Raw genomic sequence first — 14,206 nt, 5'->3', positions numbered from 1 at the left:
CTTAGCGGAGAGAAGTACTAAAATGGCAAAAGTTATCGGCATCGATCTGGGAACGACCAATTCCTGCGTCGCCGTCATGGACGGCAAGGACGCGAAAGTCATCGAGAACGCGGAAGGCGCACGCACGACCCCTTCCATTGTCGCCTTTAGTGGCGACGGCGAGCGTCTCGTCGGCCAGCCGGCCAAGCGCCAGGCGGTCACCAACCCTGAAAACACCGTCTTCGCGGTCAAGCGCCTGATCGGCCGCCGCTACGACGATCCGGTCACCGAAAAGGACAAGAAGCTGGTCCCCTATCACATCGTGAAGGGTGACAATGGCGACGCCTGGGTTGAAGCGGGCGACAAGAAGCAGTCGCCCAGCCAGATCTCGGCGATGATCCTGCAGAAGATGAAGGAAACGGCGGAAGCCTATCTCGGCGAGAAGGTCGAGAAAGCCGTCATCACCGTTCCGGCCTATTTCAACGATGCCCAGCGCCAGGCCACCAAGGACGCCGGCAAGATTGCCGGCCTGGAAGTGCTGCGCATCATCAACGAGCCGACCGCAGCTGCGCTCGCCTATGGCCTCGACAAGACCGAAGGCAAGACGATCGCCGTTTATGACCTTGGCGGCGGCACCTTCGATATCTCGGTTCTCGAGATCGGCGACGGCGTGTTCGAGGTGAAGTCGACCAACGGCGACACCTTCTTGGGCGGCGAAGACTTCGACATGCGCCTGGTTGAGTACCTGGCGGCCGAGTTCAAGAAGGAACAGGGCATCGACCTGAAGAATGACAAGCTTGCCCTGCAGCGCCTCAAGGAAGCTGCGGAGAAGGCCAAGATCGAGCTGTCGTCGACGACCCAGACTGAAATCAACCTGCCCTTCATCACCGCTGACGCGACCGGCCCGAAGCACCTGACGCTGAAGCTGTCGCGCGCCAAGTTCGAACAGCTGGTCGACGACCTCGTCCAGCGCACGATCGAGCCGTGCAAGGCAGCGCTGAAGGATGCCGGCCTCAAGGCAGGCGAGATCGATGAAGTGGTCCTGGTCGGCGGCATGACCCGCATGCCCAAGATCCAGGAGATCGTGAAGCAGTTCTTCGGCAAGGAGCCGCACAAGGGCGTCAACCCCGACGAGGTGGTTGCTCTCGGTGCTGCCATCCAGGCCGGCGTGCTCCAGGGCGACGTCAAGGACGTGCTGCTGCTCGACGTGACCCCGCTGTCCCTCGGCATCGAGACGCTGGGCGGCGTGTTCACCCGCCTGATCGAGCGCAACACCACGATCCCGACCAAGAAGAGCCAGGTCTTCTCGACGGCTGAGGACAGCCAGTCGGCAGTGACCATCCGCGTCTTCCAGGGCGAGCGCGAAATGGCTGCCGACAACAAGATGCTTGGCCAGTTCGACCTCGTCGGCATTCCGCCCGCACCGCGCGGCGTGCCGCAGATCGAAGTGACCTTCGACATCGACGCCAACGGCATCGTCAACGTCTCGGCCAAGGACAAGGGCACCGGCAAGGAGCACCAGATCCGGATCCAGGCATCGGGTGGTCTGTCCGACGCCGACATCGAGAAGATGGTCAAGGACGCCGAGGTCAATGCCGAGGCCGACAAGAAGCGCAAGGCGCTGGTCGAGGCACGCAACCAGGCCGAAAGCCTGCTGAACTCCTCGGAGAAGTCGCTGAAGGAATATGGCGACAAGGTCACCGAGGCTGACCGCACTGCGATTTCGGATGCGATCGCAGCCCTGAGGACCGCGACCGAAGGCGACGACGCCGAAGCGATCAACGCCAAGTCGCAGGCGCTCGCCGAAGCTTCGATGAAGCTCGGCCAGGCGATGTACGAGGCTTCGCAGAAGGAAGCGGCGGAATCTGACGCCGCAGCCGACGCTGCCAAGGATAGCGACGTTGTCGACGCCGATTTCGAAGAGATCGACGACAACGACGACAAGAAGAAGTCGGCCTGATCGGTTCGGCATCCAGTCTAAGCGAAAGCCCGGCCATTGTGCCGGGCTTTTCTTTTGTGTCGAATACCGGCGCTTTTGGCGTTTAAGCTTAAGGAAAGAAAGTACAGGCAGGCTGTGATTGGACCTGGCCGACCCCAACCTCGGCTGCGCGGTGGCGGAGGGCGGCATGCACTTCAGGACACTCGAAGCCTGGCGGCTCGCCGCGGCCCTGACCGTCATGATGTGGCATTTCCTGCGCTATGCCCCATCAGGGCATGAGGCGGCAAGTGCTGCGCTTTACCGGTTGATGCCGCTGATGGAGATGTTCTTCATGATCTCCGGCTTCCTGATCATGCTGCGTTATGCCGACACGCTGATGGCCGAGCCCAGCTCGTTCCGCCGATTCATCGTGCGCCGCCTCGCCCGGCTCTACCCGCTCTATCTGGTGACGCTGCTGTTCTTCTGCATTGTTGCCGGAGCACTGCATTTCGGCCTGGTGCAGACCCAGCAGCCCGAGCGTTATGCCTGGACCGCACTGCCCGCCAATCTGCTGCTGGTCCAGGCCTGGGGGCTGACCGACGATCTTACCTTCAACTATGTCAGCTGGACGCTGTCAGCGGAGTGGTTCTGCTATCTCGCCTTGCCGGTCATCGTGCTTGCCTATCGCCGTCACGGCATGTGGGGGCTGGCGGTGGTGGCGGCGTCCGCCGTCACCGTGCTGGAAACGGCGGTCGTGCTGGGCTGGATCCCGTTTCCGAGCTGGCTCGAGGCCAACACCTGGGGCGCCTATCGCGCCTTCGTCGATTTCGCGCTTGGCGCGATGGTAGCGATGGCAGTGCGCAGTTCGAAGCTCAGGCTTTCGAGCCACCTGCCCGGCTGGCTGGCCTTCGTCCTGGCGGTCGCTGCCATGGCAACGCAGCAAAACGCCTATGTGATCGTACTGCTGCTGGCTGCCGCAACGTTCCTCGCCGCCCTTGCCGAGCGCAACAATCCCGACGGCGCGCTCTTTCTCAAGCCGCTGCATCCGCTCGGTCGTGTCTCGTTCGGCATCTACATGATCCACCCCGTCATCGAGACGCTGCTGCTGGCGCTGGTCTGGCGCAAGCTGGTCGAACCGCTCGATCTGGTCGGCTTCTACACCTTCTGGCTGGTGCCGGCGGCGACCGTCCTGGTGGTTGCGATGGCCTCGGACCGCTACTTTGAGGGGCCGGTGAGCCAGTATCTCAATTCCCGGTTGGGGTTGGAAAAACCCAAAGCGGCACGTCGCCGTATCGCTTGAGCGGCCCCAAGGCCACAATGGTTGCAAATTTAGCCGATTTTCTGCCGAAATCTGCCGCTTCGGCCAACCGGCCTATGGCATACCGGCGCATGGTTTACTAAATCGGGGCCTATTACCACCGATGGCGCAATCCGGTGGATCGCGCCGAGGCAGTGACGGGAAGATATGAAAGCTGATTTCTATGAAACGCTGGGTGTCCAGAAGGGCGCCGACGAGAAGGAGCTGAAGTCGGCCTTCCGCAAGCTTGCCATGCAGTTCCACCCCGACCGCAATCCGGGCGACGACGCGTGTGAGCACAAGTTCAAGGAAATCAACGAAGCCTACGAGACGTTGAAGGATCCGCAGAAGCGCGCCGCCTATGACCGCTTCGGCCACGCCGCCTTCGAGAATGGCGGCATGGGCAATGGCGGCGGCCAGGGCTTTGGCGCCGGCGGCTTCGCCGACATCTTCGAGGACATCTTCGGCGACATGATGGGCGGCGGGCGCCGTCGCTCCTCGGGTGGCCGCGAGCGCGGTGCCGACCTGCGCTACAACATGGAAATTTCGCTCGAGGAGGCCTTTGCCGGCAAGACCGCGCAAATCCGCGTGCCGACCTCGATCCTGTGCACCGAATGTGCCGGTTCGGGCGCCAAGCCCGGCACCCAGCCGGTGACCTGCTCGATGTGCCAGGGCCACGGCAAGGTGCGCGCCAGCCAGGGTTTCTTCTCCATCGAGCGCACCTGCCCGCAGTGCCAGGGCCGCGGCCAGACGATCAAGGACCCGTGCGGCAAGTGCGCCGGCCAGGGCCGCGTCACCGAGGAGCGCTCGCTGTCTGTCAACATCCCCTCGGGCATCGAGGACGGCACCCGCATCCGTCTCGCCAATGAAGGCGAGGCCGGCCTGCGCGGCGGCCCGTCAGGCGATCTCTACATCTTCCTGTCGGTCAAGCCGCACGAGTTCTTCCAGCGTGATGGTGCCGATCTCTATTGCAAGGTGCCGATCTCGATGACCACCGCCGCACTGGGCGGACAGTTCGAGGTGGCGACGCTCGACGGTACCCAGACCCGCGTAAAAGTGCCCGAAGGCACCCAGAATGGCCGCCAGTTCCGCCTCAAGGGCAAGGGCATGCCGGTGCTGCGCCAGCCGCAGGTCGGCGATCTCTACATCCAGACCGCCGTCGAGACGCCGCAGAACCTGACGCGGCGGCAGCGCGAACTGCTCGAGGAATTCGAGAAGCTGTCGTCGACCGAGAACTCGCCGCAGTCGAGCGGTTTCTTCTCGCGCATGAAGGACTTTTTCGAGTCCTTCGGCGATAAATGAGGATGTTTCTGCCGTAACGGAAATTGAGCCAGCTTTCTGCTTGCGCTGGCCCACTTTGCTGTTATTTCTCCCCCCAGCAGCGGTGAGGAGATCGAAGCGATGCCACGCGGTTCCGGATTGCGCAAAACCCTTGCGGCAAGGTTCGACGACGAACTGAAGTTCTTCAAGGGCTGGATCGACAAGCCCAAGGCCGTCGGTTCGATCGTGCCGACCAGCTCGGTCACCGCCAAGCGCATGGCCTCGGTCATCAACACCCGCTCCGGCCTGCCGGTCCTGGAAGTCGGGCCCGGCACCGGCGTCATCACCAAGGCGATCCTCGCCCATGGCGTGAAGCCCGAGGATCTCTATACGGTTGAATACTCAGCCGATTTCGTCCAGCACCTGCGCCGCCTCTACCCAGGCGTCAACGTCATCGAGGGCGATGCTTTCGACCTCGACAACACGCTCGGTGACAACAAGGACCTGATCTTCGATTCGGTCGTCTCGGGCGTGCCGCTGCTCAACTTTCCGGTCACCAGCCGCGTTGCCTATCTCGAGGGCCTGCTCAAGCGCATCCCTGCCGGACGGCCGGTGATCCAGCTGACCTACGGCCCGAAGTCGCCGATTCCTCCGGGCCTCGGCAACTACACCGTCGAGCATTTCGACTTCATCATCCGCAACATTCCGCCGACGCAGCTCTGGGTCTATCGCCGCGCCAAGCACTGAGCACAGCGGCCTTGATTTGGCCGGCTGATCGCCCCTATACCGTCGCCACGATGTTTGGTGCGTCTTGCCGGGCGTGCCACAGGATGGATGATGCCGCTCGTTCCCAGAATTCTCGTCTTTGCCGGTTCGATCAGGGCCGGCGCCTATAGCGGCCGCACGGCCGACATAGCGCAGAAGGAATTGGCGCTGCAGGGTGCCGAGGTGACGCGCATCTCGCTCGCCGACTATCCGCTGCCGATCATGGACGAAGACCTCGAGGAACGCGACGGCGTGCCCGAAAACGCCGTCAGGCTCGCCCGCCTGATCGACATGCACGACGCGGTGCTGATCGCGACGCCCGAATATAACGGCTCGATGCCGCCCTTGCTCAAGAACACCATCGACTGGGTCAGCCGCGTGCGTAGCGACGGCGGCAGGCGGCTTCAGCCTTATGCCGGCAAGCTGGTGGCGATATGCTCGTCCTCCGACGGCCATTTCGCCGGCATCCGCAGCGCAACTCACCTGCGCGCGGTGCTGTCGCACATTCAGATGGAAGTGATTTCGCCGCAGGTTTCGGTGCCGCATGGCAGCGAAGCCTTCGACGACAACGGCGAATTCCGCGAGGAGCGCCTGCGCAAGGGCATGCAGCGGCTGTGCCAAACGCTTGTCGAACGAGCCACCATGATGTCGCGAAGGGTAGAACCATGAGCAGCATAGACACTGTACGCGACCGGCTGATCGTCGGCCTTGACCTGCCCACCGTCAAGGAAGCCGAAAGAGCGGTGCGCGAACTCGAAGGCACCGCGAGCTTCTACAAGATCGGTTACCAGCTGGCTTTTGCCGGAGGGCTCGACTTCGCCCGCGAGCTGGCCAGCGGCGGCACCAAGGTGTTCCTCGACATGAAGCTGCTCGACATCGACAACACGGTGGCCAAGGGCGTCGAAAACATCGTCAAGATGGGCATGACCATGCTGACGCTGCATGCCTATCCCAAGGCGATGAAGGCGGCGGTCGAGGCAGCCAAAGGCAGCGACCTGTGCCTGCTCGCGGTAACGGTCCTCACCTCGATGGACGAAAAGGACATGATCGACGCGGGCTATGAATACGACCCGCACACGCTGGTGCTGCGCCGCGCCGAACAGGCGCTGCAGGCAAAGATGGGCGGCATCGTCTGCTCGGCCAGCGAAGCCTCGGCAGTGCGCCGCGTCGTCGGGCCAGGCATGGCGGTGGTGACGCCGGGCATCCGCCCTGCAGGCAGCGACCATGGCGACCAGAAGCGGGTCGTTACCCCGGCCGACGCCATGCGCAACGGCTCGAGCCACCTCGTCGTTGCCCGCCCGATCGTCGGCGCGGTTGACAGGAAGGCTGCGGCGCAGGCTATCCTTGAGGAAATGGCAAAAGCCTAAGATTCCTCTGTGACGAACGCCCGCTGCGGTTGTCTCCGCTTCCGGTGCTCACGGACCTGAATGTCCACTGCGCTCCGGTGCTCGACAACAACACCAGTCGGCTCGTCACAGCGCTTTTTGAAGATGGGGCAGCCCGGGAGGAAAGAATGACCAAGGCTTACTGGATCGCACGCGTCGATGTTCGCGACCCCGAGGGCTACAAGGGCTATGTCGCTGCGGCCAAGCCGGCCTTCGAACGCTTCGGTGCGAAGTTCATCGCCCGTGGCGGCGCACATGAGGCGGTCGAGGGGCCTGGCCGGGCCCGCAACGTGATCATCGAGTTCGCCTCGATGGACGACGCGCGCAACTGCTACTTCTCGCCCGAATACCAGCACGCCAAGTCGATCCGCCAGCAGTTTGCCGATGGCGAAATCATGCTGGTCGAAGGCATCTAGCAGCTTCACAACGCTCTGAATTGTCCTGCTCCGCCGTGCAGTCTTGCCCGGCGGGGCGATGGTGTTTGGCCGCCGGGGCTGATTCGGGGTCTTTCGGCGTCGCACAACGTCAAGGGCGACAGGTGCTGAGCCGGCGGCGCGATTGGAAACGGATTTTCAACAGCTTGGACCAAAGAATGAGCCTGTTTCACACCAAGTGAGATATTGCATCGCAGCAGATGTTTGTTAACTTCGCTGCATTGCATGACGGGCCTCCGGCCGGCTCGCCTCCCCGAATGGCCGTATGAGGACATCATGTTTTACCAGCTGTATGAATCGACCCATGCTGCGCTGCAGCCGGCCCGCGCCTATGCGGACGCCGTCAAGCTGTTCTACTCCAACCCGCTCAACCCGTTCTCGCACATGCCGGTCGGACGCTCGGTGGCGGCGATGGCCGAGCTGTTCGAGCGCACGACGCGGCGCTACGGCAAGCCGGCTTTCGGTCTCGACAAGACGGTTGTGGACTTCCAGCCGGTGGCGGTGACCGAGAAGGTCGCCTGGTCGCGGCCGTTCTGCAACCTGATCCGCTTCGAGCGCGACCTGCCCGCCGGCCGCCGTCCAGACCCCAAGCTTTTGATCGTGGCGCCGATGTCGGGCCATTATGCGACGCTTTTGCGCGGCACCGTCGAGGCGATGCTGCCGCATGCCGACGTCTACATCACCGACTGGGCTGATGCCCGCATGGTGCCGGTGGCCGAAGGCAAGTTCGATCTCGACGATTACATCGACTACGTCATCGACATGTTCCACGCGCTGGGGCCTGATACCCATGTGATGGCGGTATGCCAGCCTTCGGTGCCGGTGCTCGCCGCAGTCGCCGTGATGGAGGCGCGCGGTGACCGCTTCGCGCCGTCGACGATGACGCTGATGGGCGGACCGATCGACACCAGGCGCAATCCGACAGCCGTCAACGCGCTTGCCGAGAAGAAGAGCATCGATTGGTTCCGCGACAACGTCATCATGCAGGTGCCGTGGCCGGCGCCCGGCTTTGCCCGCGAGGTCTATCCGGGCTTCCTGCAGCTGTCGGGCTTCATGACCATGAACCTCGACCGCCACATCATCGCCCACAAGGACTTCTTCATGCACCTTGTGAAGAACGATGGCGACGGCGCCGAGAAGCACCGCGACTTCTATGACGAATATCTGGCGGTGATGGACCTGACCGCCGAATTCTACCTGCAGACGGTCGACGCCGTGTTCGTGCGCCACGCTTTGCCCAAGGGCGAGATGACCCATCGCGGCCAGCCCGTCGACACCTCGGCAATCCGCAACGTCGCGCTGTTCACCGTCGAGGGCGAGAACGACGACATTTCGGGCCTCGGCCAGACGCAGGCAGCGCATGATCTGTGCGTGAACGTTCCCCAGGACATGAAGGCGCATTACATGCAGCCGGCTGTCGGCCATTACGGCGTCTTCAACGGCTCACGCTTCCGCGCCGAGATCGTGCCCCGCATCGTCGACTTCATGGCAAGCTATGGCGCCTCCGCACGCAAGGCGGCCAAGCCTCGGCTGGTGCGCAAGGCCTGACGGCCGCCGCACAGTCAGGTTCATCTTTTCCACAGGCAAGGCCCGGTGCAAACGCCGGGCCTTTCTGCGTTCTGTGCGCCTTTTCGGGTACAGGGCACCCTAACTCGTTGAATTCGTGCAGCGCGGTTGGCGAAAGCCGGCTCCGGTTGTCCGGCCGCCGTGCCGTGCGTCTGTTGCACAATTATCGCTTGGCCGCCGCTGCGGTAACCATGTCTGCAATCTGCCGCGAGCTTTGATTGACTCTGCCTGCCCCTCGCTCTTAACGTTTTGTTAACGATGTAAATGGGGCGAGCGGGGCAGATGATTTCCGCAGCAGGCGTACGGTACGCGGCGGGGCGTACCGGTGTGTTTTTCGGGCTGATCACGGGCGTGGTTTTGTCCGCCGGCGCAGCCTTTGCTGCGTCCCAGCCGATGATTACGGGCGGGCTGACGTCGCAGCCGATCGGCCATTACGATTTCTGCCGCCTCAACCCGGCCGAGTGCTCGATCCGGTCGCGCGACACCGGGCCCGAGCAGATGACAGGCGCGATGTGGCGCAAGATCGTCGCCGTCAACGTCTCGGTCAACGCCGCCGTCAAGCCGATGAACGACATCGACATCTATGGCCGCGACGAGGTCTGGACCTACCCCGACAACGGTGAAGGCGACTGCGAGGACTATGTGCTGGAAAAGCGCAGGACCTTGAACCGTGAAGGTCTGAAGCTGTCCAACCTGCTGATCACGGTGGTGCGCAAGCCCGATGGCGAGGGTCATGCGGTGCTGACCGTGCGCACCTCAAAGGGCGACTTCATCCTCGACAATCTGACCGATGCCGTGCGCCAGTGGGACGAGACCGGCTACAGCTACCTCAAGCGCCAGTCGAGCGAGAACACCGGCCGCTGGGTGACGATCCGCGAAGGCCAGCCGATGCTGGTCGGCTCGGTCAAGTAACGCCTCTTCGCGATCCAGCTACGCTTGGCGCAGGATGTGGTGCCCGCCGGGCCGAAGCAAGCGATGGCGCAAAAGCGCTTGGCCGTCCAGAGCTTCGAATTTGAGTTCTGCCGGCGCCGCATAAGTTGTCAGGTTCGCCTCAGCTGCTCGCTTTCCATCGGCCTGCGTCTGCTGCCCTGCTATCCCAGGCGACAGCCTGCCTGAACTGCGCTTGGGGTGTTCCCTCCTCCTCTACGCCGCCTGCGCCATGCGCTCGGCGCTGATGCGATATGAAATCGCCTCGGCGAGGTGAATGCGGCCGACGGTTTCGCTGGCATCGAGGTCTGCCAGCGTGCGTGCCACCTTGAGCACGCGGTGATAGGCGCGGGCGGAAAAGCCGAGCTTTTCGCTGGCGTCGCGCAACAGCGAAAGCCCAGCGGTATCGGGCGCGGCGATGTCTTCGATCAGGCCTGCGGCGCACTGCGCATTGGTGGTGGCACCCGACACCCCGTGGCGTTCGAGGCGCTCGCGCTGGATGGTCCGTGCCCGCGCGACACGCAGCGCGACATCAGTGCTGGCTTCCGACTTGCCGCCACGGATCAGGTCGGAGGCCGAGACCGCAGGGACCTCGATACGCAGGTCGATGCGGTCGAGCAGCGGCCCGGAGATGCGCGCCTGATAATCGGACTGGCAGCGCGTGCCGCGCAGGCAGCGATAGCCGGGTTCGCCGGCCATGCCGCAGCGGCACGGGTTCATCGCCGCGACCAGCTGGATGCGTGCCGGATAGGTGATGCGGTGATTGGCGCGGGCGATCATGCATTCGCCCGTTTCGAGCGGTTGGCGTAAAGAATCGAGCACCTGTGGTGTGAATTCGGGGAGCTCGTCGAGGAACAGCACGCCGTGATGGGCGAGCGATACTTCGCCCGGCCGCGCCTTCAAGCCGCCGCCGACCATCGCCGCCATCGAGGCGGAATGATGCGGTGCCCGGAACGGGCGCCGGTCGGTGAGCTTGCCTTCCGCGAGTTCGCCGGCGATCGAGGCGATCATCGACACTTCGAGAAGTTCCTTGGGCGACAAAGGCGGCAGGATCGAGGGCAGCCGCGCCGCCAGCATCGACTTGCCGGAGCCAGGCGGGCCGACCATCAAGAGGTTGTGGCCGCCGGCAGCGGCGACTTCGAGGGCTCGCCTGGCGCTTTCCTGGCCCTTGATGTCGGCGAGGTCGGGCAGGTCGCGCGCCGCAGCACGAATGCCGGGCTCGGGTCGGGAAAGTACCTGGGTGCCGCGAAAATGGTTGGCGATGGCAATCAGGCTGCGCGGCGCCAGAATGTCGATGTCGGCGCCGGCCCAGGCGGCTTCCGGTCCGCTGGCGGCAGGGCAGATCAGCCCCTTGCCCTCGGCATTGGCGCCGATTGCCGCCGGCAACGCACCTGCCACCGCCGAAATGGTGCCGTCGAGCGACAGCTCGCCGAGCACGACATATGCGGCGAGAGCATCGCCCGGCAGGGCGCCGAGTGCTGCCATCAGCCCGAGCGCAATCGGCAGGTCGTAATGGCTGCCTTCCTTGGGCAGGTCGGCGGGGGCAAGGTTGATGGTGACTTTCTTGGCAGGCATCGACAGGCCGGACGCGTGCAACGCCGCCTGCACCCGCTCGCGGCTTTCGGCCACCGCCTTGTCGGGCAGGCCGACGATCTGCATGCCGACCTTGCCGGGCGCGACCATCACCTGCACGTCGACGGGAACCGCCTCGATGCCCTGGAACGCGACAGTGCGCACGCGCGAAACCATGCTGCCCTCCCTGTAGCGCCGCGCTCCTTGGGGCCGCACGGATGCGCTGTGGCGTTTCATGCACGTTGCTACCGGCAGGCGGCCCCTCGCCTGCGCAAGCCTCAGCCAAAGACAAGCATAGATTGCAAAGGTGCGCAAGAACAATTCAAGAACATGCACGTCGGCATGGGTGCGTTCGGGATACGTTAACCCTGGTGCGCAGCAATCTGCCCTTGCGGCATTAGAGAGAGGGAATATTAAGCGCCGCCGCGCGAAGCTCTGCCCGAAACAGGGGCTATCCACATGCGCAGTCCGTCATCGCGGCACATACGGCGGCGGGCCGTTCTCAGGCAGAGCGACGCCATCATCGCGGGGCTCGAGGCAAGGCTTGAGGCGCAGACGGCGCTGATCCGCGAACAAGCGGCCTCGCTGGCGCACAGCCAGAAGATTTTCGACCGCTCCTCAGCCGCTGCCCGCATCGGCGTATGGCAATGCAACCTCGCCGACCAGGCGCTGCACTGGACCGATGTGGTCTATGATCTGTTCGATCTGCCGCGCGGATCGCCGCTCGTCCGCGAAGAGATCGTCAAGTGCTATACGGCAGCTTCCGCCATCGAGCTGCAGGCCAAGCGCAGCAAGGGCATTGCGGAGCGCACCGGCTTCGGCCTCGACGCCGAGATCGTGACGGCGAAGGGCAATCGTCGTTGGATCCGAATCACTGCCAGCGTCGAATGCGAGGATGGCGTTGCCGTGCGTATCTTCGGCATGAAGCAGGACATCACCGAAGAGAAGATTCTGGCCGACCAGACCCGCTATCTCGCCGAATATGACGTCATGACCGGGCTTGCCAACCGCAGCCGGTTCCAGACCAAGTTGGCGGAGCTGACGGCCGATGCCGACGATCGGCCTCCGCTCGGAGCGCTGCTGCTCGTCGACCTCGACGGCTTCAAGCAGATCAACGACACCTTTGGCCATGTCACCGGCGACGAGTGCCTGAAGGAAGTAGCCCGGCGTCTGCAAAACGCCTGCGCCGGCGTCGAGCTCGTCTCGCGCATCGGCGGCGACGAGTTCGCCGTGCTGGTGGGGCCGGAGTTGGACCTTGCGGCGATCTCGGAACTGGCGCGCCAGATCATCGACAGGCTGGGCAGACCGGTCGACCACGGCGGCCGGGCCCTGAAGCTCGGCGCCTCGATCGGCATCGCGATTCATGAAGTCCGCAGCCCCTCGGATCTGCTGGTACGCGCCGATACCGCGCTCTATGCCGCCAAATCAGCGGGTCGCAACACCTTCCGGATCTTCAAGGCGACCGAGGCCGCCGGGGTGAGAAACCCGCGCGCCGCCTGAGGCGCGACTGCGCTTTTGCTGGCGAGCTGGTTTTTCGGCGGGGCCGCCCGAGCCGCGCCCTTCCGAGGCCCGGGGTTGTTCCGGGCCAGGCGCACTGCTAGGAAGTCGCGAGCTAATCAAGGCGCCACCGCGCTTCTCCGCGAGACAAACATGGGTGCAGCCAAGTCCGCAGACAGATAGGCCGCAACAACACCAAGACGTTGTTGCGGCGCCCTGCCCCCTCATTTCCTGATCATTGATCGGTCCGGCGCGGTTGCGGGAAATCGTTTCCTGATATCCAGCCGATGTAATCGACAAACGAAGTGGCAGATCGCCGCCAGATGAAATTCATTTGTGCGGATGAAAAGTCATGCCCAATCGAAACTCTCCCACGTGGAGCCATTCCCTGCCCGCGGCGCTGCTTTTGATGGCGCCCTTCGACATCCTGGCCTCGCTGGCCATGGACATCTACCTGCCGGTGGTGCCGGAGATGCCGGCAATCCTCGCCACCACGCCCGACGTCGTCCAGCTGACGCTGAGCCTCTACATGATCGTGCTCGGCCTCGGGCAGGTGATCTTTGGCCCGATCTCCGACAGGATCGGCCGCCGCTCGGTGCTGCTCGGCGGCGCGCTGCTGTTTGCGGCCGCCTCGTTCCTGCTTGCCGTCACCAGCTCGGCGCCGCTGTTCGTCGCCCTGCGCGTCGTCCAGGCTCTGGGCGCCTCCGCGGCACTCGTCGCCACCTTCGCCACGGTACGCGACGCCTATGCCGAGCGGCCGGAAGGCGCGGTGATCTATAGTCTGTTCAGCGCCATTCTGGCCTTCGTGCCGGCGCTCGGCCCGATCGCCGGCGCGCTGATTGCTCATGGCCTGGGCTGGCGGGCGATCTTCGCCACGCTCGGCCTGCTCGCCGTGTTGGCCATGGTCAATGCGCTTCTGCGTTGGCACGAGACCCGGCCCGAAACGACCCAGTCGCGCCCCGCCTTCCGGGCGATCCTCAAGAGCCCGGCCTTCCTCGTCTATACGCTGGGCTTCAGCGCCGCGATGGGGGCGTTCTTCGTCTTCTTTTCGACGGCGCCACGCGTGCTCATCGATCGCGCCGGCTATTCGCAGTTCGGCTTCAGTCTTGTCTTTGCCACCGTGGCGGTGGCCATGATCGTCACCACGCGCTTCGCCAAACTGTTCGTGGCGCGTTGGGGGATACCCGGCAGCCTGAAGCGCGGCATGGCGATGCTGCTCGCAGGCGCAGTGCTGCTCTGTCTTGGCCAGCTTTTCGGCCAACCCTCCTTCGCGACCTTCATCATGCCGATGTGGGGGATCGCCATCGGCATCGTCTTTGCCGGCGCGGTGACGGCGAATGGCGCGCTCGAAGCGTTCGGCGATGCCGCAGGCACCGCGGTGGCGCTCTATTTCTGCGTTCAGAGCCTGATCGTCGGCCTTATGGGCACGCTGGCGGTGGTCATGCTCGGCGGCGACACAGCCTGGCCGCTCGCCGCCTATTGCGCGGTCATGGCAATTGCGACGCTGTGCGGGCTGAGGTGGTTGCAGGTGGGGTAAGTCTGTGACTCCAGGGGGCCTTGCAGGCCGCCCTTTGCCGCGTCCCCTCGTCAGGGGCGCGGCGCTTGA

12 protein-coding genes are annotated in these 14,206 nt (G+C 64.1%); 11 read left to right on the top strand and 1 reads right to left on the bottom strand.

The features are described 5' to 3' along the window. Positions 1-22 precede the first annotated feature (22 nt). From dnaK to SLT36_RS03310, 9 genes are all read left to right on the top strand, one after another. Positions 23-1,939: a molecular chaperone DnaK gene (dnaK, locus tag SLT36_RS03350; protein WP_432285825.1), complete on the top strand. Its 1,917-nt coding sequence runs from the start codon at positions 23-25 to the stop codon at positions 1,937-1,939. Between the two features lie 118 nt (positions 1,940-2,057). Then, complete coding sequence (locus SLT36_RS03345; RefSeq protein ID WP_432285824.1) at positions 2,058-3,197, top strand: acyltransferase family protein; 1,140 nt, start codon at positions 2,058-2,060, stop codon at positions 3,195-3,197. A gap of 165 nt (positions 3,198-3,362) precedes the next feature. Beyond that, the gene (gene dnaJ / locus SLT36_RS03340) at positions 3,363-4,496 is read left to right on the top strand and encodes a molecular chaperone DnaJ (RefSeq protein WP_432285823.1); all 1,134 of its coding nucleotides are present in this window, start codon (positions 3,363-3,365) and stop codon (positions 4,494-4,496) included. Positions 4,497-4,595: 99 nt separating this feature from the next. Further along, complete coding sequence (pmtA, locus tag SLT36_RS03335) at positions 4,596-5,201, top strand: phospholipid N-methyltransferase PmtA (RefSeq protein ID WP_432285822.1); 606 nt, start codon at positions 4,596-4,598, stop codon at positions 5,199-5,201. Positions 5,202-5,291: 90 nt separating this feature from the next. Continuing rightward, positions 5,292-5,888 (top strand): NADPH-dependent FMN reductase, encoded by a 597-nt coding sequence (locus SLT36_RS03330; protein ID WP_067965870.1) that lies wholly within the window; start codon positions 5,292-5,294, stop codon positions 5,886-5,888. Further along, positions 5,885-6,586 carry an orotidine-5'-phosphate decarboxylase gene (pyrF, locus tag SLT36_RS03325; protein WP_432285821.1) on the top strand — a complete coding sequence of 234 codons (702 nt, stop codon included), beginning with the start codon at positions 5,885-5,887 and terminating at the stop codon, positions 6,584-6,586. Before SLT36_RS03330 ends, pyrF begins: the two co-directional genes overlap by 4 nt. A gap of 146 nt (positions 6,587-6,732) precedes the next feature. Continuing rightward, positions 6,733-7,020, top strand: a complete 288-nt coding sequence (locus SLT36_RS03320) for a DUF1330 domain-containing protein (protein WP_055982026.1) — start codon at positions 6,733-6,735, stop codon at positions 7,018-7,020. A gap of 294 nt (positions 7,021-7,314) precedes the next feature. Continuing rightward, positions 7,315-8,586, top strand: coding sequence for a polyhydroxyalkanoate depolymerase (locus tag SLT36_RS03315; protein WP_432285820.1), 1,272 nt, complete (start codon positions 7,315-7,317; stop codon positions 8,584-8,586). Between the two features lie 300 nt (positions 8,587-8,886). Next, entirely contained in the window at positions 8,887-9,516 is a 630-nt protein-coding gene (locus SLT36_RS03310) for a transglutaminase-like cysteine peptidase (RefSeq protein WP_432285819.1), read from the top strand. A 231-nt stretch (positions 9,517-9,747) separates the two neighbouring features. On the opposite strand, the gene SLT36_RS03305 is transcribed toward SLT36_RS03310, so the two are convergent. After that, positions 9,748-11,280 (bottom strand): YifB family Mg chelatase-like AAA ATPase, encoded by a 1,533-nt coding sequence (locus tag SLT36_RS03305; protein WP_432285818.1) that lies wholly within the window; start codon positions 11,278-11,280, stop codon positions 9,748-9,750. Positions 11,281-11,562: 282 nt separating this feature from the next. On the opposite strand from SLT36_RS03305, the gene SLT36_RS03300 reads away from it, so the two are divergent. After that, positions 11,563-12,603 carry a diguanylate cyclase domain-containing protein gene (locus SLT36_RS03300; protein WP_432285817.1) on the top strand — a complete coding sequence of 347 codons (1,041 nt, stop codon included), beginning with the start codon at positions 11,563-11,565 and terminating at the stop codon, positions 12,601-12,603. A 349-nt stretch (positions 12,604-12,952) separates the two neighbouring features. Then, entirely contained in the window at positions 12,953-14,137 is a 1,185-nt protein-coding gene (gene cml / locus SLT36_RS03295; protein WP_432285816.1) for a CmlA/FloR family chloramphenicol efflux MFS transporter, read from the top strand. Positions 14,138-14,206: the final 69 nt, after the last annotated feature.

It is taken from the genome of Aminobacter sp. BA135, assembly GCF_050859125.1.
GTDB classification, from domain to species: domain Bacteria; phylum Pseudomonadota; class Alphaproteobacteria; order Rhizobiales; family Rhizobiaceae; genus Aminobacter; species Aminobacter ciceronei.
The sequence above is the reverse complement of the archived record's forward strand: the minus strand, read 5'-3'. Positions and strand labels throughout refer to the sequence as shown.